Origin of the sequence: Paraburkholderia sp. NPDC080076 (assembly GCF_050281145.1) — a bacterium.
Classification (GTDB): Bacteria; Pseudomonadota; Gammaproteobacteria; order Burkholderiales; family Burkholderiaceae; genus Paraburkholderia.
On the sequence record NZ_JBNNWQ010000006.1, the window covers coordinates 366,306 to 388,092 of the forward strand.

The window sequence follows — 21,787 nt, forward strand, 5'->3', positions numbered from 1 at the left end:
CGAGTGCAGGGCAGGCGTCACTCCGGCATGCGAAAACTTCGGCGGAGCGAGCAAAACGGGAAGGGGGCAAACGGCAGACAGGAAGCGCCTGATTTGGTGAGGTATTTTAGCGGGACCGCCTCGCAGTCCGCATCAAGCCAGGATCAACTTGCCGTCACAAAATGCATTGAAATCAAGGGCGAACCCGGCAGCGCGCCCGCCGCAAAATTCCGGTCAACTCCCGTTCAGGTCAGAGCGACACGATCTGTCGCAATAGTTCCAGCGCTTTCATTTCGTCAAGACGACCCGTTCGTGCCTTACCTGCGAGCGTCTTGATCAGCGCCTCGGCGATCGGCTCAATACCGATCAGATCGCCAAGGCTGGTCACGGGAGCAGAACGGCGCGGCTCCGCGATGACCTCTGTGATGGAAGCCGCCGCAGGTTGCTGGTGGGAGGCGGACGGCGGGAAATCGCTGTCGACAGTTTGCTGGATTGCCAGATCGGAGGCATGCGGAAGTCCCGGATCCTGTTGCTCCACGACTGCCTTCGTAACGACGCTGCCGCTGGGGTGATCCGCCTGGGGCGGTTGGGCGTGTCGGTTGCTCGCGGCTTTTGCCTTTCTTGTCGCGGATTTTCTTGCCACCACCGCTTCCGGCCTTTTCGCGGCAGGAAGCTCCTGCTGATCAGGTGCAGATCGACCCGACAGCGGATCAAGCAGAGCCGAGACAGACTCAGGAATGTCTGAGACTGAACGCGGAACGTCCAGCCAGGCAGTCGGCAACCCAAGGCGTTCGGTGAAACGGTTGGCTTCAGCGTCGTCCATGCGCTTCTGTCCATACAGACGATTGTCCAGATTGGAGGCGCTGATATTCACTACTGCGCTGAGCCGCACCTTCGATCCCTTACGGGACGTTAGTACGTGCAGGTTGGCGCGACGAATGTTTTGCAGAGCCGCCACGTCGGTCAACGGCAAGGATTGCTGGGCCCCGGACTTCATGGACGCTTTGGCTTTCGCTGATGCCGGTTTCGACGAGGGAGCCGTGGCAGTTCTTGCCGCTGCAGGGTTGCGCTTCGCGACCGCCTGTGGCGAGTCGCCATCGGTTCTCTTTGGCATTTCTGATTTCCTGGGCAAACGGTCAGTGGGGGTAGGGTGGTGATTCGCCAGTACAGCAGGAGCCGGTTCCACTGGCTGCCCGTCCGCCGATTCTGGCTCAGCATTCGCGCGAATAAAGTTGAGCGGCGCCCTCAAACGACTGATCGTTTCGGAAGTGAGCGCAGGATTGGGTTGATCGAAAAACCCGTCGGGTAGACCGAGCGTCGTTTCGATGTGGAAAGCCGTCTCGGGTGTGAATCTCTCGCCGTTGATCAACTCGGCCACGCGCGCCAGGTTGGATTCGAGTCCCAGTGCGATGTTCTCCGCGCCCACCGCGTCGACAAGCCATTTAAACGAACGCGTTTTGAAAATGGATGCCGTCTGGGCTGGGTCTCGCGCGGGCGGCGTTTTTACGTATGGCTTGTTCTGTCGGTGGGATGTCGTATTTGAGGGTTGGCGCGATTGACGCGGACCCTTGCCTCGCGATCCCGGATATCGCCCATTTGGCTGACTCATAAAGTGGGGCTCTCCGCCGATGAAATCACTGTCAATGCGGGGATTATAAGGGAGGGGAGACTGTCGTCGGAGTTGTCATCCATCATCCAAAAAATTGCCGTTCTGACGACCCGGATGCTGACGGCCTTGTGCCCGGCGACCTTCGTGGCCGATCAGGAACGTGCGGCCGTTGCAGGTCGCTTTGCCGACATTCGCGGCCAGGTGTCGGCGAGTGTCGGCTTTCGTTATTGACGAATGAGCCTTCTCGACCCTCAAGTGCTGTTCGTCATCGCGACCGGCAACGACCGCTTGCAAAAGTCCAACGGCCATTCGCTCGCGCGAGATCGCCTTACGCTTGTCGGCCGTGGCAAACGTTCGTGACGAGCGCGCGTTAGACGCTTGCGCCGGTCAACACCGTGATGCCAGCTCACGACGATGCGCTATTTCGCCTTGCTGCTTCGATTGCGGGCGAGGGAGCCGATAGCACAGGCTTCCGGTTGCCCTGCCAGACCCGCCTGGCGATCGCAGGGCTGAGCAGCGACGACGGCGGCATCATCAGGTTGACAACCTTCAGAAACGCCGTCGCCAGCGTGCTGTCGCGCGTCGCGGCAAGGTGAAGCTTGCCAATGTACCAGTTGATGAAACGTAGCATCGGCGGGCGCGCGCCCTTGACCTGTGGATGGCGGAGGTCGTTGCCAACGGCGATGTCCCACGGAATATCGACGATCTTCGCGGCCGCCCGGAAGAATCGACGCGCAAGCTCATTCGAGCCCGCGCGCAGGCACCGCTGCAGCGTCAGCGCTTCCTCTGCCGCGACGGTCATGCCCTGCCCGTAGACCGGATTGAAGCTGCAGATGGCGTCACCAAAAACCAGGTAGTTCCCGGGGAAGCGTGCAAGCTTCTCGTACCGCCGGCGCAGGCTGCAGGCGTAGCGGTAGTGCTTGTAATCGGTTAGCGGTTCCGCTCTTGCGACAACGTCGTGAATCTCCATGGTCGGCAGCGTCGCCAGATACGCGAGAAAGCCCTGGTCGTTGTCCGGTGCGTCGTCGCCGAGAAAACCGCCGGCACTGACGATCCAGCTGTCGTTGTCCTGCGCGAGCAGGACACCATTGCGCCAGTTCGGCGCACTACCGGCGACAACAATACCGTGCTTGCCGTCAAGATCAGTAGGCCGACGTCGATAGGTACGGGTCGTGTAGCAGATGCCAATCTCGACCTTCTCATTGGCGGGAGGTTGGTAGCCGAGTGCTTCAAGCCACGCCGCACTGGATGAGCCACGGCCAGTCGCATCAACGACAAGGTCCGCGTTGATGGTCTCTTCCGGCTTGCCCTCGACACATATGCGCACACCGGTCACGCTCCTGCAAACGGGGTCGGTGGCAAGGCCACGCACAGCGCAACTTTCTATGGCGCGCACGTTCGGCAATCCGAGGAGCCGTCGGCGTAGATGGCCTTCGAGCACGGGACGGCTCGCAAGCAGACCGATCAGGTCGCTCGTGCCGTTAGCAAGCCTGACGTTGCGACCTATCCAGATCACATCGTTGGCGACATCACCGATCAAGCCGCCGCTTTGGGCAACGACCTCGGCGTTGTATCCCGGGAAGAATTCCTCGAGTACCGCGCTGCCGCGCGCAAGGAGCCCATGGGTATGACGACCCTGTGGCACGCCCTTGCGCGGTGTGTCTGCTGCCGGAAACGCATCGCGTTCGAGCAAGGTGACTGTGGTATAGAAATCCGACAGCACGCGGGCGGCCAGGAGCCCACCCATGCTGGCGCCGATCACGATCGCATGCTCGCCCAGGTTCTTCATGGCAATCCTCCAGTTCAATCCGTCGCAATGAGTCCAGTGACCATCGCTTGCGGGGAATGGTAGGATTGCTTCGTCCCCTGAGCGTCCCCCGGACGCCGTCATTGAGGGTCGCCTCGCCATGGCTCTGTTCAGCGTGCGGACGCTTGGATTTCCGGAGATCCGTCGGGACGGCCGGCTGTGTCAGCTGCCCCTGCGCAAGGGCCTGGCCCTGCTGGTCTACCTGGCCGAAGCGAACGGCTCAGTCGGGCGTGACGTCTTCGCCGCGATGTTGTGGCCGGAAGGCCGCGAAGAGGTTGTACGGGCGCGGCTGAGGCGTCTGTTGCATCGCCTCCAGCTCACGCTTGGCGGCGACGTTCTCGCCACCGACCGGTCGACGGTTCGATGGTCATCAGCGATCGACCTGCAGTTGGATTCCCAGCTGTTCGAGCAAGCCTGCGACCGCGGCGAGTTCGAGCGGGCCTGCCGTCATTATCCCGGCGACTTTCTCGAAGGTTTTTCGCCCGGCGACTGCCCGCAGTTCGACGAGTGGGCTTTTTTTCGCCGGGAGGCCTTGCGGGGCCGGGCGATCCAGGCGCTCGAGCGACTGGTGCACGACAAGAATGCGGCCGGTGAGTACATGACCGCGGCCGCCCATGCCGGCCGTCTTGTTGAGCTCGATCCGCTCAGCGAAGTGTACGGCCGGCACCTCATCCGCAACCTTCTGCTCGCCGGAGACCGGGCCACAGCCCAGCGGCACCTCGAGGCCCTGACGCAGCGCCTTCACGACGAGCTCAATGTAGCCCCCGAATCCGAGACCCGCGCGCTGCTCGATGCGGGCGCGACGTTACCCATCGAGGACCCGCCGTCGACGCGTTACGTCAGCGGTGGCGGCGTCCATCTCGCGTTCCAGACCTATGGTGCCGGCCGCGTTGATATCTTGGTGCTCCCCGGTTTCGTGTCCCACGTCGAACGGGTCTGGGAGGAGCCCCGGTGCCGGGCGTTCCTGTCCGCGCTCACTGAGATGGGCCGTCTTGTCCTGCTCGATCGTCGCGGCATCGGGCTTTCCGACCGGGTCGGGTTCAATCCGAGCGTCGACGCGACCGCGCAGGACATCGGCACCGTGCTTGACGCCGCTGGCAGCCGCCGGGTCGTTCTGTTCGGCGCGTCCGAGGGCGGACCGGCATGCATCAAATTTGCCGCTGATCACCCCGACCGTGTCGCCGGCCTCGTTCTCTTCGGCTCGTTGGCGAAGGGGAGCGCGGCATCCGACTATCCGCACGCGCTGCAGGCTAGCCAGTACGACGCGTGGCTGCGGCAGCTCGTCGCCGTCTGGGGCGGTCCTGCCGGTATCGAAACATTCGCGCCGAGCCTCTCCTGCGATTCGCAGGCGAGAGCCTGGTGGGCAGGCTTGCTGCGGGCCGCGTCGAGCCCGGGAGCCATCAAGGGCGTGCTCGAGGCGTTGCGCGATATGGATGTGCGGCATCTCCTGGGCCGAATTTCCGTTCCGACTCTGGTGCTCCACCGCCACGGCGACCGCGCCGTTCGCATCGGCGCCGGCCGGCATCTCGCCAGCCACATCGCGCAGGCGCGATTCGTCGAACTCGGCGGTGCCGATCACTGGGTCTTCGCGGGCGACCAGCAACCCGTCCTGGACAACATCAAGCAATTTGTCGGCAGGCTCGCGGGGTGACTGCGACCGAGAGATGCAGGCCAATATATCAGCGCAAGGCAAAGTGCGATTCAGATGAAACCTACCTACGCAGCGCCACTGAATCGCGTTATCCGACGATGTAACCGTTCGACTGCGGTGACAACCGCGCGTTGAATGTCCGTCTTCTCGGAAGCGGCCTTTTGGGATTATTCTTGTTGAACGGCTCATCTCTCCCGAGGTTGTCAGATCGCCGGACTTGTGCCGACCGGGCCTGCGCTCCTGAGCATGGCTATCGCGACACGAACACGCTACTCCTTGATCGAACAGGTGCCGTGATGGATAAGAAAGATGCCGCTGGTTCGCACGCTTTCCCCGGAGTCCAGCCGCGCTTCGAGGAAACGCTCGATCCGGACGATTGGACAGGGCTGCGGACACTTTCCCACCAGATCATCGACGATGCGGTTGACTACCTGCGCGACGTCCGCAGCCGGCCGGTGTGGCGAAACATGCCGGCGGATGTCACAGCCTTATTCGAGCAAGCGCTGCCACGGTCGGCGTCGCCGGTGGAAGGGATCTATCACGAGCTTGCCGAGAACCTGTTGCCCTATCCGCTGGGCAACGTGCATCCGCGCTTTTGGTCCTGGTATATGGGGGCAAGCAACTTCACCGGTGCACTGGGAGATTTCCTGGCGGCAATTCAGGGCTCTAACCTTGGTGGCGGCAATCATGCTGCTGCCCTGATGGATCGGCAAGTGGTCAACTGGTGCAAGGAGATGATCGGTTTTCCTGTTTCGGCCAGCGGCACATTGGTGAGCGGTGGCTCAATGGCCAATATCATTGGCTTGACAGTGGCGCGCAACGCCAAGGCCGGCATCGACGTGCGCGAGCATGGTGTCGCCGCCATGGAGCGGCCCTTGCGTTTCTATGGCTCGGACCAGATCCACAGCTGCCACCGAAAGGCCATGGAGGCGCTAGGCATGGGAAACCGAGCGCTGCGATGCATCCCGACAGATGCCGAACTACGGATCGATCTCGCCGCCCTGCGCGTTGCGATCGCAGAGGATCGGGCGGCGGGATTTCAGCCTGCCTGCGTGATAGCGACAGCGGGGACAGTTAATACCGGCGCGATCGACGATCTGATGGCGCTGGCGGATCTGGCCGCCGAAGAGAACCTCTGGTTGCACATTGACGGATGCATCGGCGCGCTGATTGCGATCGCTCCCGAAAATGCAAATCGCGTTGCAGGAATCGAGCGGGCGGATTCCATCGCGCTCGATCCTCACAAGTGGTTGCACGCACCGTTTGAAGTCGGCTGCGCCCTGGTTCGCGACGCCTCTGCCCATCGAGGCGCGTTCGCGGTGACACCGGAATATCTGGAGCCGACGCCGCGCGGAATCGCGTCGGCCCCTTGGCTGTATGAGTACGGACTGCAGACGACGAGAGGTTTCCGTGCGCTGAAGGTCTGGATGGCACTAAAAGAGCATGGAGTCGAGAAGTTTGGTCGCCTGATCGATCAGAACATCGCACAGGGTCGCTACCTCAGCGGCCTGATCAAGGCCGAGCCCCTTCTCGAACTGGTCGCGCCAACGAATATCAACATCGTATGCTTCCGATATCGTCCGGAGGGGGTGGAAGAGGGAGCATTGAAGGCGCTCAACATTGAGATCATGCTGCGGCTACAGGAAGCGGGCATCGCGGCCTTGTCCGACACGACGGTGCACGGAGTGCATTGCCTGCGGGTAGCGATATGCAACCACCGCACCCGCCGCGATGACCTGGATCTGCTGGTCAATGAAATCGTTCGGCTTGGGCACCAGATTGTGAGTGCAAGCCGCACCGCCTGACTTGTTTGTTCGAGTCTCGCTCCGCTTCGGCGTTGAAGGCAGAATCAATATGCGCCTCCGGAACCTCGGCATCGTTCGGCTATGGCCGATCAGGCAACGCTCGTCTTTCGGAGGCCAATGCCCGTTACGAGTAGTTCAGCGTTGACGTGGAAGCGGGGTCGATGGGTGGCAAAGGGCGTGGCATTCGCGCTGAGTCGGTGGCTACAAAGGTGAGGGTAGCTTCCGTCACCTTGACGACGTCGGCCGCCATGCCCATGCGTTGAGCGAAGACCTCCACGTTGACGGTGATCGACGTACGTCCCTCGCGCACGATTTCTGCGTAGAAGCTCAACAGGTCGCCGATAAAAACGGGCTGTCTGAACGTGAACGAATTGACGGCGATGGTGACGACACGGCCGTTCGCGCGCCGGCTGGCGGGAATCGATCCGGCGATGTCGACGTGTGACATGATCCAGCCGCCGAAGACATCGCCGTGTACGTTGGCGCTCGACGGTTGGGGCACGACGCGCAGCACGGGCATCGCGTGGGCGGGAAGGCGTTCCGAGGATGAGGAGGCGGGCATGGCGGTCTCGTGTCGTAAGTGAGCCGGGAGCGGCACGATAGCGCCCGGCTCCTGGCAAATATCGCGTTCAGCGGACCACGTGCGTCAGCCAGTGTGCGTAGCGTTCCGATTTGCCGGCGACCGCGGCGAAGAACGTGTCCTGCAGCTTTGCGGTGACCGGTCCACGCTCTCCGTTGCCGATCACGCGATCGTCGAGTTCACGAATGGGCGTCAGCTCGGCTGCCGTGCCCGTAAAAAAGGCTTCGTCGGCGCAGTACATTTCGTCGCGCGTAATGCGTTTTTCGACGACCTGAAGGCCCTGATCCCGCGCGATTTCAATGACCGACGCGCGTGTGATGCCGTCGAGGCACGAGGCAAGGTCCGGCGTATACAGCACAGCATTTCGCACGATGAAAACGTTTTCACCCGCGCCCTCGGACACATAGCCTTCCGTGTCGAGCAGCAGCGCCTCGTCGTAACCGTTACGGGTGACTTCGCGATTGGCCAGAATCGAGTTGATGTAGTAGCCGCTCGCCTTGGCGCGAACCAGCGACACATTCACATGGTGACGCGATAGCGACGATGTCTTGACACGAATGCCGCGCACGAGTCCCTCCTCGCCGAGATAGCTGCCCCAAGGCCACGCTGCGATCCCGACGTGAACCGTGTTGCCGCGCGCACCGAGGCCCATCTGTTCGCTGCCGAGCCATACGAGAGGCCGCAGATAGCACGCGGTCAGCTGATTGCGGCGCACCACTTCCAGTTGCGCCTCGCGAATCGTCTCCGCGCTGAAAGGCACAGCCATTTCAAAGATCTTTGCGGAATTGAAGAGTCTTTTCGTGTGCTCGTCGAGCCGGAAGATCGCGGGACCCGCGGCGGTCTCGTATGCCCTGACGCCTTCGAATACCGCCATGCCATAGTGGAGCGAATGAGTCAGAAAGTGGAGTTGCGCGTCCCGCCACTGCACCAGTTCGCCATCTAGCCAGATCACGCCGTCACGGTCATGCATAGTCGTTTTCATAACGCTTTTTCGAAAGATTGAGAGGATGAAACGGGCGGCGTGCTGTCCGCATCGGCCCGGTATTCGGCAAGCCAGCGTTCGCGCTTCGGTGCCGCGGCGAGCACGTTGCGCTCCTTGACGTGACCGAAGCCGCGAATCTCGCCCGGCAGATCGGCGAGCTTCAGCGCCGCATCGAATCGGGCGATGTCGAGCGTTGCGCAGAACTCGTTGACCAGCGCGAAGTACTGTTCGATCAGCTCACGTTCATTGCGCCGTTCCTCCGTCTTGCCGAATACGTCGAACGCAGTGCCACGCAGGAACCTGAGTTTTTCGAGCACGCGAAATGCCGTGAGCATCCATTGCCCGAATCGTTGCTTTTTCAGCCGGCCGTGTTCGTCGCGTTTGGCGAGCAATGGCGGCGCGAGATGGAACGCGAGCTTGTAATCGCGACCCGGCTCGCCTTCGAACTGCGCGCGCAGCTTGTCCATGTAGGCCGGGTCCGCATACAGACGGGCCACTTCGTACTCGTCCTTATAGGTCATCAGTTTCGCGAGATTGCGCGCGACCACCGGCGTGAGCCGAGGCTTCGACCCCGGCACAACAGCCGCTTCCTTCTCGCGCAGCCGTTCGACGGCTGCAACATAGCGCGCCGCATAACGCGGGTTCTGATAGACACTCAGCCGCTCGACGTTGCGCTCGATCAGTCGGTCCAGCGATTCGGGCATCTGCACGACGATGGCCTGCTGCTTGCCGGCGAGCGGCGTAAAATCCTCCACGGCGGCTTCATTGTGCTGCGCGACGTAGCGGCCCCATTCGAACGCCAGACGATTCTTTTCGACGGCCACGCCATTCAGTTCGATCGCGCGATCGAGACTTTCGTAGCTGAGCGGCAGCCAGCCGCGTTGCCAGGCAAAGCCGAGCAACAGGGGATTTGCATAGAGCGTATCGCCTAACAGTGCGAGCGCGAGACGATTGGCGTCGATGAAGTCGCAGTCGTCGCCGATGCTCGCGCGCAGATCCTGTCGTGTCTGATCGGCCGGAAAACTCCAGTGCGGATCCCGCACGAACTGTGCGGTCGGCGTGGCGCCGCTGTTGATCGCCGCTTTCGTCACTCCGCGTTGCGTGCGTGCCAGCACTTCAGCGGAAGCGGAAACGATCGCATCGCAGCCGAGGACCAGGCGCGCTTCACCGGCCGCGATCCGCGTGGCGTGCAGTTGGTCCGGTGCCGCGGCGATCTGCACATGGCTGAGCACAGCGCCGCCTTTCTGCGCGAGCCCAGCCATATCGAGCACGGTGACACCCTTGTGTTCGAGGTGAGCCGCCATGCCAAGCAAGCCGCCGATCGTCACGACGCCGGTTCCACCGACACCGGTCACCAGCACGCCATACGGCTTGGATAACGAAGCAATCGCGGGCCGGGGCAGTGCCGCGAAATCGGGCAACGCGGCTGCGGATGCGTGCTTAGCGGGCTTTTTCACCTGTGCGCCTTCAGCCGTAACGAAACTCGGACAGAAGCCGTTCACGCACGAAAAGTCTTTATTGCACGACGATTGATTGATCTTGCGCTTGGTGCCGAGCGACGTTTGCAGCGGCTCGACAGACAGGCAGTTCGATTGCACCGAGCAATCGCCACAGCCTTCGCACACTGCGTCATTGATGAAGGCGCGCTTCGCTGGATCGTGATACGTACCGCGTTTGCGGCGCCGGCGTTTTTCGGTCGCACAGGTCTGGTCGTAGATCAGAATCGATGTACCGGCCACTTCGCGCAACTCGCGCTGCAACCGGTCGAGTTCGTCGCGGTGATAGACCGTCACTCCTTCGGGGAGACGAATGTTCGCGTCGTATTTCTCCGGCTCGTCGGTCACGATCAGCACGTGCTTCGCGCCCTCGGCAACGACCTGAAACGCGATCTGCGGGACGGTGAGCACACCGTCCACCGGTTGGCCGCCGGTCATCGCGACCGCATCGTTGTAGAGCACCTTGTAGGTGACGTTTGCGCCTGCCGCAATGGAGGCGCGAATCGCTAGCAGACCCGAATGGAAATAGGTGCCGTCGCCCAGATTGACGAACACGTGGCGCTCATTCGTGAAATGCATCTGGCCGGTCCACGCGACACCTTCGCCGCCCATCTGGCTGAAGGTCTCCGTCTTGCGGTCCATCCACATCGACATGTAGTGACAGCCAATGCCGGCCAGTGCGCGCGAGCCATCCGGCACGCGTGTCGACGTGTTGTGCGGGCAGCCCGAACAGAACCACGGCTGCCGCTCCGGCACGGAACGCGGCGTGGCAGCCTCACGCTCCTTGGCTTCGATCACGGCCACGCGCGCATCGATTCGCGCTCGCAGATCGGCAGGCAGATCGGCTTTGGCGAGGCGCCGGGCGATCGCTTTCGCGATCAAGGCGGGCGACAGTTCGTAGTGCGCGGGCAGTAAAGTCTGTCCGCGCGGCACGGACCATTCGCCGCCTTCGTCCTCACGCTGATCGAACTTGCCGAACACCTTTGGGCGCACGTCGTCGCGCCAGTTATAGAGTTCCTCTTTGAGCGCATATTCGAGAATCTGGCGTTTTTCTTCGACCACCAGAATCTCGTCGAGCCCGGTTGCGAAGTCGCGCGCGTTCTGCGCATCGAGCGGCCATACGCAACCCACCTTCAGCACGCGAATGCCGATGCGCGCGCAGGTTTCGTCGTCGAGCGAGAGGTCGGCGAGCGCCTGCCGCACGTCGAGATACGCCTTGCCCGCGGTCATGATGCCAAGGCGCGGAGTGGGGCTGTCGATCACCACGCGGTTGAGCTTGTTCGCGCGAATGTAGGCGAGCGCCGCGTACCACTTGTAGTTGAGCAGACGCGCCTCCTGTGCCAGCGGCGGGTCGGGCCAGCGGATATTCAGGCCGCCTTCGGGCATGTCGAAGTCGTCGGGCAGGACGATCTGCAAACGGTCCGGGTCGATGTCGATCGACGCGCTTGACTCGACCACGTCCGTCACGCATTTCATCGCAACCCACAGACCTGCGTAGCGACTCATAGCCCAGCCGTGCAGACCATAGTCGAGATACTCCTGTACGCTTGCCGGATACAGCACCGGAATGCCGCTTGCCACGAACATGTGCTCGGATTGATGCGCGACCGACGAGGACTTCGCCGCATGGTCGTCGCCCGCCAGCACCAGCACGCCGCCGTTCGGATCGGTGCCGGCCGAATTCGCGTGCTTGAAGACGTCGCCGGTGCGATCTACACCCGGCCCCTTGCCGTACCACATGCCGAAGACACCGTCGACCTTCGCGCCCGGCCAGAGGTTGAGCTGCTGCGTGCCCCACACGGCAGTCGCCGCAAGGTCCTCATTAACCCCCGGTTGAAACACGACGTCGTGTTCCTTCAGATGAGTCTTTGCTTTCCATAGGCCCTGATCGAGCGCGCCGAGCGGCGAGCCGCGATAGCCGGACACATAGCCCGCCGTGTTGAGGCCGGCGCGGCGGTCGCGCGCCTTCTGCAGCATAGGCAGCCGCACCAGCGCCTGAGTGCCGCTCATATAAACGCGGCCCTTTTCGAGCGTGTATTTGTCGTCGAGCGATACGTCGGCAAGCGCGTCACGTAGCGGGGACGTTAGCGGGGCGTTCATGGTGAGGTCTCCGGCGGCTTTTAATGGAAGCGGAGTATAGGAAGCGGAATTTCCAACGTAAAATCACGAATACCGAATCCTGCTATTCGAAAAACACATGTCAAAAGACGTTACCCTGCGGCAGATGCGTTACTTCGTGGCGGCAGCCCAGAGCGGGCAGTTTTCGATGGCGGCGACGGCCGAGCATGTGTCGCAATCGGCGATCACCAATGCCGTGCTTGCATTGGAGGAAACCCTGGGTACGCGGCTATTCGAACGCCTGCCCCAAGGCGTCACATTGACGCCGGACGGGCACGATTTTCTGAACCACGCGAGACACATACTCGATTCGGTGCGCGACGCGGTCTACAAGGCGCCGTTCCGCTCGCACGATCTGAAAGGGACCGTGCGCATTGCGGCGTCGTATACGGTGCTGGGCTATTTCCTGCCCGAGTTGATGGCGCGTTTTCGCGCGACGTATCCCGACATCGTGATCGATCTGCACGACCTGGACCGCGAATCGATCGAGCAGGCCGTGCTCTCCGGCGACGTCGATCTCGGCATCGTTCTGCTCTCCAACGTCGAAAATATCAGGCGTTTCGGGCACCATGTACTGATTCGCTCGCGCAGGCAGTTGTGGACCGCGCCCACCCATCCACTTGCGCAACTCAATGCGCCTTCGCTCGCGGATATCGCGAGCTATCCATATATTTTGATTACGGTGGACGAAGGCGAGCAGTCCACGCTGCGTTACTGGAAGCAGAACGATGTCGAACCGAATATCGCCTTTCGCACCAGTTCAATGGAAGCGCTGCGTGGTCTGGTCGCGCATGGTTTCGGCGTCACGATTCTGTCCGACATGGTGTTTCGACCGTGGTCGCTGGAAGGCAAGCGGATCGACGCGCGGCCCATTTTCAACGCGATTCCGCAGATGGATGCGGGCATGTTGTGGCGCAAAGGCGCAACGCTGGATACGCCCGCCATTGCGTTCCAGCAGTTCCTCATTCATGCATGCGGGAGTTGAAAGGAAGGTGTGAGCGGACCGGTGAGAATGACATGCACCGCCCGAATTGACGCTGGCAATCCAGACGTATCTGTTTTTCGCATGGCCTGACGACTGTTTTCCTTGTGCACGGACGACTGCCGGCCCGCGCCGTAAGGCCGCGCTGACATGAGCTAGAGCCGGGACGCATTATAATCGGCCCGATGCATCGATTCATCGAGAATCGATCGACCACCGTTCCGCCTTCCGTCATGCCTAAAGAGAGAGCCAGCAAACCCGTTAAGCCTGCGTTGCGCAGCCGCAAATCTCCGCAGGGCTCGCCCACCGTGCAGGACGTCGCGCGTCTCGCGAAGGTGTCGGTCGGTTCGGTGTCGCGTGTGCTGAACGGCCGCGAGAATGTGGCGCCGGCCATTCAGGAGGCGGTGCGTGCCGCGGTGGCCGAGTTGAATTTCGTGCCGAACGTGGTGGCGCGCAGCATGCGCAAAGGCAGTTCGAGCGCGATTGGCTGTCTGATTTCCGACATCACGCAGCACACCGCCGCACAGATGGTGAGCGCCGCCGAAGAGCGCCTGCGGGCAAGGGGTTTCGAGATTCTGATCGCCAATTCACATTACGATCTCGAGCGCGAACGGGCCATTCTGTCGAGCCTGAAACAGCGCCGCATCGACGGATTCATCGGCGCGATTTCCGACGACGAGACGCCTTCCTATTTCAACTTCCTGCATACCCTGAATATGCCGGTCGTGCTGTGGGAGCGCGATGCCCAGGGCGAATTCAATTCGGTACTGACCGATCACGCCGACGGCTGTCGTCAGGCTGTGCGCTATCTCACGTCGCTCGGGCATCGCGCGATTGCGCTTGTGGCCGGCCACGAAAACACGTGGGTAGGCCGCGAGATGGTACGTGGCTATCTGGCCGCGTGCGAGGCCGCCGGCATCGCGCTCGATCCGGCGCTCGTGCTGCGCACCAGCGCCTTCAACAAGGACGTCTGCCGGGCGCTGCTCAGCGCTCCGCAGCCGCCTTCCGCGATCATCGCAACGCTGAACGACGTGGCCATCGTGCTTGAAGTCGTGCGGGAAACCGGGCTGTCGATCCCGGCAGACCTGTCGGTGATTTCCATCGGCGAGCACGAGTATTCCGGAATCGCGTCGCCGGCATTGACCGTGGTGACGCAAAACCCGCGCGACGTCGGCCGCGAAGCAGCGGACATGATGTTGCAGCTGATCGACGGCAGCGCGCCGTCCGGCATCCGCCGCTCCAAACATCCCATGCGTATGATCGTGCGCGAGTCGTGCGGCGCGCCACGCAGTCCTGCACGCCGCAAAAAGCGCTAGTCGGATCGATTCCCAGGGTTTGCCCGATCGCAAAGTTGCTTGACAGCGGATTTTTCGCCGCCGACATTGCGCATGGACGGTAAATGAATCGATTCACCAAAAACTCAAGGCATGATATGAGCGACAGGAAAAACGACTTACGGTCGGGGCAGGGCGAGAACGAGGAAGGCGGCCGTGCGGGCCGTCGGTGGTTTATGAAAACGGCGGGCGCGCTGGCCGGCGCGGTGGCGACGGGACTCGGCCTTGATGGCTGTGGAGATGGCGCGATCAGCGCCGCGTCCGCGCAAAGCGTGGGTGCGCAGATACCGGCGATCGTGCCGGCACAAACGGCGCTTGTTGTGATGCATTATCAGACCGACATCCTGGGGCTCTTTCCATCTGTCGCGCCTACGCTGCTCGCCAACACGCGCAAGTTGTGCGATGCCGCGCGGGCCAAAGGCGTCAGCGTCTATTTCGCCAAGATCCAGTTCAGTCCAGGCTATCCGGAAGTCAGCCCGTTGAACAAGAACGGGCAAGGGCTCAAGCAACTCGGCCTTTTCATCAGCGACAAAATCGCGCCGGAACTCGGCCAGCAGGCCAACGAACCGCTCATCATCGGGCATCGTGTTAGCGTGTTTTTCGGTACTGATCTGCAGGCACGGCTTTCCGCACAGGGTATCGATACGCTGATCATGGTCGGAATTGCGTCGACCGGCGTCGTGCTGTCGTCGGTCGCCTATGCGAGCGACGCGGACTTCCGCCTGTACACCGTCAAGGATTGCTGTTACGACCCGGACCAGGTCGTGCATGATCATCTTTTTTCCACGGCATTCGATTCGCGCACCACGGTGCTGTCGCTCGCAGATGCCGCGTCGCTGCTCGCCTAGGTCCGCCGCAAAGCGCTCTGAACGCGCCAGCCAGGGTTTCCGATATTTTTAAAAAGTTGACTCGTCGCGCCAACCTGACTATTGTCTGTGAATCGATTCACTGACACATGTTGAGTTGCGCGGCATTGAAAAAGCAGAGGATTTCATGACTTTCAGCAACAGGCGACGACAACTGCTACGGGCAGGCGCCGCAGGTATGGCGGGGCTTTCACTGCCGTTCGCATTCGAAGGCCGCGTCTTCGCGGCGCAAGCAGGGGTGCTCTCGGTCGCCATTCCGAGCAATCCGCAGACGCTCGATCCGATCAACCAGCCGAATCACGACGTGATGGCGATCAACCAGTTGATCTTCGAGAATCTGGTCGGCATCGACGCGCGCGGTCAGCGGGTGCCGCAACTGGCGCGCGCGTGGACGATTTCGCCGGACAAACTGACCTACACATTCGATCTGCAGCGCGGCGTGAACTTTCAGAACGGCCAGCCCTTCACTTCCGCCGACGTGAAATATAGCTTCGATTACGTGCTGAATCCCGCGAACAAGGCGTTCCGCCGTCCGTTCTGGACTGTGATCGAGTCGGTGAGCGCACCGGATGCGCACACCGCTGTGATCCGCCTCAAGCGTCCCTACCGGCCGTTGCTCGACTACATGTCGAAGTACATGGGTATTTTTCCGGCAGGCAGCCGCGAGCAGCACCCGGATGGCTACTTCAAGCAGACGCCGGTCGGTGTCGGCACCGGCCCGGCGATTTTCGTGCAGTCGAAAGCAAACGACTTCGTCGAGTTGAAGCGCAATCCGGCTTACTGGGGCAAAGGCGAGCCGCATTGGGACAAGATCGTGTTCCGCATCATTCCGGAAGAGTCGTCGCGGCTCGCGTCGCTGATGTCGGACCAGACGCAGATCATTAGTGCGCCGCCGGCCCAGACCTTTGCGCAGATCCGCACGTCGGCGGGCCTCGCGGGCGATAGCCGCGCATCGCCGACCAGCCCGCTGATGATGTGCCTGAACAACCGCAAGGCGCCGTTCGACGACCCGGCGTTTCGCCGTGCGGTTTCGCTTGTGCTGGACCGTGCCAAGATCTGCCGCGATCTGTGCTACGGCGCAGTGAAAGCGAGCAGCATGCCATTTGCGCCGGAGTCGTCGTGGTACGACGCTGGCTCGGCCGGAAGCCTGGCGTTCAATCTGGATCATGCGCGAGCGGCGTTGAAAAGCTCGAAGTACGCGAGTGGCGCGTCGTTCGATCTGTTGTACGTGCAGCCTGCGTATCTGATCGATACATCGTCGACGGCGCTTTTCATTCAGGCGCAACTGGCGTCGCTGGGTGTGCGTGTCAATCTGCGTCCACTCGATTTCGGGCAGATGATCTCGCAGGTGCTGGTCGGTAACCACGCTGCGGCGTTGACCGGTTTCATCGCACCGCCGGAGCCGACGTATCTGCTCAATGCGCTGTTCCGGCCAACCGAAAGTCTCTGGAAAGCGAGCGGCTACGAGAGTGCCGAACTGCTGAAGCTGATCGACGACAGCTATCTGGTCGATGATCCGGCAGCGCTGAAGCCGATCCTCGCGAAGCTTCAGCAGGTGTTGGCGCGCGACTGTCCGGCCGTCTGGATCGGCGCGCTGGAAGTGCAGAACCTGTGGCGCAGCAACGTCAAGGATTTCCAGGTGAACACCGGCTTCTCGCTGATGCTCGACAACGTTTATCTCGCGAAGGCGTGAGGTCGATATGAAAGCCGTTTCAAGGCTCTTTTCGTCCGTGCTGGTGCTACTGGTGGTGAGCGCGTTGCTGTTCGCGATGTGTCGCGCGACACCCGTGTCGCCCGCGCGTCTGACCCTGGGCAGCGACGCAAGTGTCGAACAGATTGCCGCGTTCAATCATCAATATGGACTCGACCGGCCTGTCGCCGCGCAATACGGCACGTGGCTGAACGGTGCGCTCGCGCTCGATTTCGGCAAGTCCTACGTGACCGGCAATTCGATCGGGCCGCAGATCGCCGATACGTTGCCGAACACCGTCGAGCTCGTCACGCTGTCGTTCATCTTCACGATCGTGGTGTCGATCGTGCTCGGCACCGTGGCGGCACTGAAAGAGAACAGCGGCACGGACCATCTGCTGCGAGCTGTGGCGATCGTCGGTTTATCCGTACCGTCGTTCTGGCTGGGGCTGCTGCTGATCCGCTATGTCGCGCTCAAAACCGGGTGGTTTCCGGTGGGCGGCCTCACGCCCTGGTCGGACGGATCGGCGGCTCATCTGCTCGCGCTGGTGTTGCCCGTCCTGACGATGTCGGTGTACTACATCTCCGTGCTGAGCCGTCTGGTGCGGGCGAACATGGTTGACGCGCTCTCGCAGGATTATGTGCGAACCGCCAGAGCGCTCGGTTTGTCGCCGTCGCGTATTCGCCTGTATGCACTAAAGAACGCGTTGCCGTCGCTCGTGAGCACGGCCGCGATGAGTTACGGCTACATGTTCGGCTGGGCGTTGATCGTGGAACAGATTTTCAATCTGCCGGGCGTCTCGCGTGCGTTGCTCACGGCGATCTTCCAGCGCGACTATCCAACGGTGCAGGCCATCGTGCTCGTGATCACGACGATTTTCATCGCGTCGAACACGTGCGCCGACGTACTGCATGGTTATCTCGACCCGAAGGCGAACAGAACATGATGGCTGATTCATCGCTACCCAACGTGCACCGCAAGCCACCTGTGCTCGGCGCATGGCTCGCATCGGCCGGCCGGTTGCTGCGCGCGCTGATGCATGAACCGGCTGGTGCTATCGGTCTCGTAACGATCGTGCTGCTGGGCGTGATTGCATTGTGCGCGCCGTGGCTGCCCTTGAAGGATCCGCTGCAGCTCTATATCGAACATCGTCTGGAAGCGCCGAGCGCGGCATTCTGGCTCGGTACCGATCAGGTGGGCCGTGACATTCTGAGCCGTACGATATGGGGCGCTCGCGCGTCGCTGTCCATCGGACTGTGCGCGGTCGCGATCGGCCTAGTGCTCGGCACGGGCGTCGGCCTCGTAGCCGGCTACAAATCCGGCTCATGGCTCGACGAAACGCTGATGAAAGTGATGGAAGTGCTCGCGTCGATTCCGCTCTTGATCTGGGCGATCGCGCTCGTCGGCATTACCGGCACTGATACGCTGCGTGTCGGATTGCTCGCCATTTCGAATGAAACCAAGCTCGTGCTGCTGATCGGCGTGCTGTACGCGCCGGGTCTTGCGCGGCTCACCCATAGTCTCGCGAAGGCCGAGTCGCAAGCGGAGTATGTCGCCGCACGGGTTCTGCAAGGCGCGAGCGAGGCGCGCATCATGCTCTCCGACGTTTTGCCCAACATCATCTCGCCGGTGCTGATCCAGGCGTCGCTGCTGCTCGGCGTGACGATCATCGTGGAAGCGTCGCTCAGTTTCATCGGACTCGGTGTGCAACCGCCGACGCCGAGTTGGGGCGCGATGCTCTCCGACGCGCGCGCACTGATTTTCACCGACAACTGGTGGGTGTCGGTGTTTCCGGGCGCGGCGGTGTTCGTCAGCGTGCTCGCCTTCAATCTGTTCGGCGACTCGATGCGCACCATTCTCGACCCGCGGCGGCGCAATGCGCATGCGGCGAATGTGCCGGGAGCGTCGCTATGAACGAAGCGCTTCTGTCGATCGAAAACCTGCGCGTCACTTTCGGTTCGGGCAAGACGCAGACCGAAGTGTTGCATGGACTCGATTTGCACGTGGGACGTGGCGAGGCGGTCGGTCTCGTCGGCGAATCGGGTTCGGGCAAGAGTGTCGCGTCGCTGGCGGTGCTCGGGTTGCTTGGCAACGCGGGGCGTATCAGCGGCGGCCGGATCGTGCTCGACGGCGAAGACCTGGGCCGTGCTTCGGAGGCGCGTATGCGGGCATTGCGTGGACGGCGCGTCTCCATGATCTTCCAGGATCCGGCGACGGCGCTCAACCCTGCCTTCACGATCGGCGCGCAACTCACCGACGTGATCCGCGCCCACCGTCGGCTGCGCGGCCGCGCGATCCGCGACGAAGTGCATGGCGTGCTCGAACGCGTCGGTTTCAAAGACCCGCGCACCACGGAGCGCGCGTATCCGCACGAACTGAGCGGCGGCATGAAACAACGCGCGATGATTGCCGCCGCGATTGTCTGTGAACCGGCGCTGCTGCTCGCGGACGAGCCCACTACCGCGCTCGACGTGACCGTGCAGGCGCAGATCGTCGAGTTACTGCGAACGCTGGTGGACGAGATGGATCTCGGCCTCGTGTTCATCACCCACAACCTCGACCTGATGGCGGAACTGTGTTCACGCGCCGTCGTGCTGAAGCAGGGGTGCGTGGTCGAAGCCGGCCCGGTGGAGGATATCTTTCTGCGGCCTTCGCACGACTACACGCGGCATCTGATCGCGAGCATTCCGCGTTTGCCGGTTACGCGTGCTACGGGCCGTCATCAACCTGAGGAGACGCGCGATGTCCGTTAGTGTGCCGAACGCCGCTCTCGCCACGCAGCCGATCTTCGCGCTGCAGGAGGTCGGCAAATCCTATGCGCTGGCGCGTTCGCCGCTCGAGCGCATGTTCAACCGGCGCCGCTTTCATGCGGTGTCGGGCGTGAGTCTCGAGGTGGCGAAGGGCGACGCGCTCGCTATCGTCGGCGAAAGCGGGAGCGGCAAATCGACTGTCGCGCGCATGATGGTCGGCCTCACCGCACCGACCACCGGCTCGATCTGTTTCAGAGGCGACGCGTTGAACACGATGACGCGAGCGCAGAACGCGACGTTTCGCCAGCGTGTCCAGATGGTGTTCCAAAGCACGACGAACTCGCTGAACCCGCGCAAGACGATTGCCACGACGCTGGCGGAAGCGATCGGCAACGACGGCGTGCCGGTGCGCCAGTTGCTCGACATGGTGCGGCTGCCGGCATTCGTGTTGGCGCGCTATCCGCATCAGTTATCGGGCGGCCAGCGCCAACGCGTGGGCATCGCGCGGGCGCTCGCGCGCCGTCCGGAACTGGTCGTTGCCGATGAACCCACTTCCGCGCTCGACGTATCGATCCAGGCGGAGATCATCCGGCTGCTGCGCGACCTCCACCAGAGCGCCGGTGTCTCGCTGGTCGTGATCAGCCACGATCTGGCGCTGGTCGGCGAGTTGTGCCAGCGGGTGGTGGTGATGCGAGAAGGGCGCGTCGTCGAAGCGGGAGCCGTGGATCAGGTGCTGTTCGAACCACGCGAGCGCTACACGACGGAGTTGCTGGCGGCGATCCCGAAAGGCATTGGCCGGCTGCAAGAGAGGCGATCTGAGCAGTAGAGAAAGATCCGGGTCAAGCAGTGAGCCGGTCCACCTAGGGATATTTTTTTAATCTTTGGTGAATCGATTCATTTGCTATCATCAATCGATCGCTAGCCGACCGGGGTGTCGCGATTTCTTGTTTGGAGAAGAGCGGTGAAGGAAAAGTTATTCATCATGGCGGCTCTGCTGGGCGGGAGCGGTTTCGTTCATGCGCAGAGTTCCGTCACCCTGTACGGGATCATCAACGAGGCCATCACCTACTCGTCGAACCAGGGCGGCCATAGCGCGGTGCAGTTGACCGGCAACGGCGAGTACGGCAGCCGCTGGGGGCTGCGAGGCGCCGAAGACCTCGGCGGCGGCACCAAGGCGATCTTCACGCTGGAGAACGGCTTTAACCCGGTCAACGGCGCGCTCGGTCAGAACAACCGCATGTTCGGCCGCCAGGCGTTCGTGGGTTTTTCGAATCCTGACTACGGCACGCTGACGTTTGGCCGCCAGTACGACGCGATTGTCGGCACCTTGCAGACGATGACGTCCAACGGCGCGTGGGGCGGCGTGATGTTTTCGCATCCGTACGACAACGACAATACCGACGACTATCTGCGCGTCAATAACTCGATCAAATACGTCTCGCCGAACTTCAAGGGCTTCACCGGCACCGCGATGTACGCCTTCAGCAACGCGCCCGGCGCCTTTGCGAACAATCGCATGTGGTCGGTAGGCGGCATCTATTCGCTGGGCGCATTTTCGATTGCGGCCGCCTATTCGCTCTATGACGAACCCGGCGTGAACACCACTGCGAACGTGAACACCAACGGTGCCATCACCTGCTGTGATGCGCCGATTACGTCCAAACGGGAGCAGATTGCGGGCATCGGTGCCTCGTATGTGATCGGACCGGCCAAGCTGAGTCTGATGTACAGCAACGCGATCTACAACGACGTGGGCACGACGTTGACGAGCGGCATCAACTACCGCTTCAACAACTATGAAGCGAATGCGCGCTTCACCCTCGATCCGACGCTGTTCTTCGGCATGGCCTACACGTACACGAGCGACAACATCACCGGCGGTCCGGGCGGACCCACTCAGGTGCACTGGCATCAGGTCAATCTGCTGGTCGACAAGTTTCTCTCCAAGCGCACCTCCATCTACACGGAAGTGATCTATCTGCGCGCGGCCGGTGGCGGCTTTCCGCGACCTACGGGCGGTCCATTGCCGGCGACTTCTAACGGCATGCTGGCCTCGCAGATTCAGACCATGCTGCCCTCGTCGGGGCAGAACCAGGCGGTGGTCAGCGTCGGACTCGTGCACAAGTTCTAGCAGCACT

Annotated in this window: 17 protein-coding genes; 12 read left to right on the plus strand and 5 right to left on the minus strand. The window is 62.0% G+C overall.

All coding sequences use genetic code 11. The annotated features are described in order from the left end of the window. Positions 1–229: 229 nt before the first annotated feature. The gene (locus tag ACQKRQ_RS25510; protein WP_427480203.1) at positions 230–1,588 is read right to left on the minus strand and encodes a hypothetical protein; all 1,359 of its coding nucleotides are present in this window, start codon (positions 1,586–1,588) and stop codon (positions 230–232) included. A gap of 3 nt (positions 1,589–1,591) precedes the next feature. Here ACQKRQ_RS25510 and ACQKRQ_RS25515 point away from each other — a divergent pair, with 3 nt between their 5' ends. Continuing rightward, the gene (locus tag ACQKRQ_RS25515) at positions 1,592–1,819 is read left to right on the plus strand and encodes a hypothetical protein (RefSeq protein WP_427480204.1); all 228 of its coding nucleotides are present in this window, start codon (positions 1,592–1,594) and stop codon (positions 1,817–1,819) included. Positions 1,820–1,994: 175 nt separating this feature from the next. Here the strand turns inward: ACQKRQ_RS25515 and ACQKRQ_RS25520 are convergent, their stop codons facing one another. Beyond that, positions 1,995–3,377, minus strand: a complete 1,383-nt coding sequence (locus ACQKRQ_RS25520) for an FAD-dependent oxidoreductase (RefSeq protein ID WP_427480206.1) — start codon at positions 3,375–3,377, stop codon at positions 1,995–1,997. 118 nt (positions 3,378–3,495) lie between these two features. Between ACQKRQ_RS25520 and ACQKRQ_RS25525 the strand changes: the two genes are divergently transcribed. Beyond that, entirely contained in the window at positions 3,496–5,046 is a 1,551-nt protein-coding gene (locus tag ACQKRQ_RS25525) for an alpha/beta fold hydrolase (RefSeq protein ID WP_427480208.1), read from the plus strand. 296 nt (positions 5,047–5,342) lie between these two features. Then, the gene (locus ACQKRQ_RS25530) at positions 5,343–6,851 is read left to right on the plus strand and encodes a pyridoxal phosphate-dependent decarboxylase family protein (protein ID WP_427480210.1); all 1,509 of its coding nucleotides are present in this window, start codon (positions 5,343–5,345) and stop codon (positions 6,849–6,851) included. 124 nt (positions 6,852–6,975) lie between these two features. Here ACQKRQ_RS25530 and ACQKRQ_RS25535 read toward each other — a convergent pair whose 3' ends face one another. From ACQKRQ_RS25535 to ACQKRQ_RS25545, 3 genes are all read right to left on the minus strand, one after another. Beyond that, entirely contained in the window at positions 6,976–7,413 is a 438-nt protein-coding gene (locus ACQKRQ_RS25535; protein ID WP_427480211.1) for an acyl-CoA thioesterase, read from the minus strand. Positions 7,414–7,480: 67 nt separating this feature from the next. Next, a complete protein-coding gene (locus tag ACQKRQ_RS25540; protein WP_427480213.1) occupies positions 7,481–8,413 on the minus strand; it encodes a branched-chain amino acid transaminase in 933 nt (310 codons plus the stop codon). After that, complete coding sequence (locus tag ACQKRQ_RS25545; protein ID WP_427480215.1) at positions 8,410–12,009, minus strand: indolepyruvate ferredoxin oxidoreductase family protein; 3,600 nt, start codon at positions 12,007–12,009, stop codon at positions 8,410–8,412. Before ACQKRQ_RS25545 ends, ACQKRQ_RS25540 begins: the two co-directional genes overlap by 4 nt. Before the next feature lie 97 nt (positions 12,010–12,106). Between ACQKRQ_RS25545 and ACQKRQ_RS25550 the strand changes: the two genes are divergently transcribed. From ACQKRQ_RS25550 to ACQKRQ_RS25590, 9 genes are all read left to right on the plus strand, one after another. After that, positions 12,107–13,012, plus strand: a complete 906-nt coding sequence (locus tag ACQKRQ_RS25550) for a LysR family transcriptional regulator (RefSeq protein ID WP_427480216.1) — start codon at positions 12,107–12,109, stop codon at positions 13,010–13,012. Positions 13,013–13,242: 230 nt separating this feature from the next. Further along, positions 13,243–14,325 carry a LacI family DNA-binding transcriptional regulator gene (locus tag ACQKRQ_RS25555; protein ID WP_132380955.1) on the plus strand — a complete coding sequence of 361 codons (1,083 nt, stop codon included), beginning with the start codon at positions 13,243–13,245 and terminating at the stop codon, positions 14,323–14,325. Between the two features lie 194 nt (positions 14,326–14,519). Continuing rightward, the gene (locus ACQKRQ_RS25560) at positions 14,520–15,191 is read left to right on the plus strand and encodes an isochorismatase family cysteine hydrolase (protein WP_427480306.1); all 672 of its coding nucleotides are present in this window, start codon (positions 14,520–14,522) and stop codon (positions 15,189–15,191) included. A gap of 196 nt (positions 15,192–15,387) precedes the next feature. Beyond that, positions 15,388–16,902, plus strand: a complete 1,515-nt coding sequence (locus ACQKRQ_RS25565) for an ABC transporter substrate-binding protein (protein ID WP_427480219.1) — start codon at positions 15,388–15,390, stop codon at positions 16,900–16,902. A 7-nt stretch (positions 16,903–16,909) separates the two neighbouring features. Next, the gene (locus ACQKRQ_RS25570; RefSeq protein WP_427480221.1) at positions 16,910–17,845 is read left to right on the plus strand and encodes an ABC transporter permease; all 936 of its coding nucleotides are present in this window, start codon (positions 16,910–16,912) and stop codon (positions 17,843–17,845) included. Next, complete coding sequence (locus ACQKRQ_RS25575) at positions 17,842–18,813, plus strand: ABC transporter permease (protein WP_427480223.1); 972 nt, start codon at positions 17,842–17,844, stop codon at positions 18,811–18,813. Before ACQKRQ_RS25570 ends, ACQKRQ_RS25575 begins: the two co-directional genes overlap by 4 nt. After that, complete coding sequence (locus ACQKRQ_RS25580; RefSeq protein ID WP_427480225.1) at positions 18,810–19,652, plus strand: ATP-binding cassette domain-containing protein; 843 nt, start codon at positions 18,810–18,812, stop codon at positions 19,650–19,652. The genes ACQKRQ_RS25575 and ACQKRQ_RS25580 overlap by 4 nt, the downstream gene beginning before the upstream one ends. Further along, the gene (locus ACQKRQ_RS25585) at positions 19,642–20,475 is read left to right on the plus strand and encodes an ABC transporter ATP-binding protein (RefSeq protein ID WP_427480227.1); all 834 of its coding nucleotides are present in this window, start codon (positions 19,642–19,644) and stop codon (positions 20,473–20,475) included. The genes ACQKRQ_RS25580 and ACQKRQ_RS25585 overlap by 11 nt, the downstream gene beginning before the upstream one ends. A 135-nt stretch (positions 20,476–20,610) precedes the next feature. After that, positions 20,611–21,780 carry a porin gene (locus ACQKRQ_RS25590; protein WP_408320266.1) on the plus strand — a complete coding sequence of 390 codons (1,170 nt, stop codon included), beginning with the start codon at positions 20,611–20,613 and terminating at the stop codon, positions 21,778–21,780. Positions 21,781–21,787: the final 7 nt, after the last annotated feature.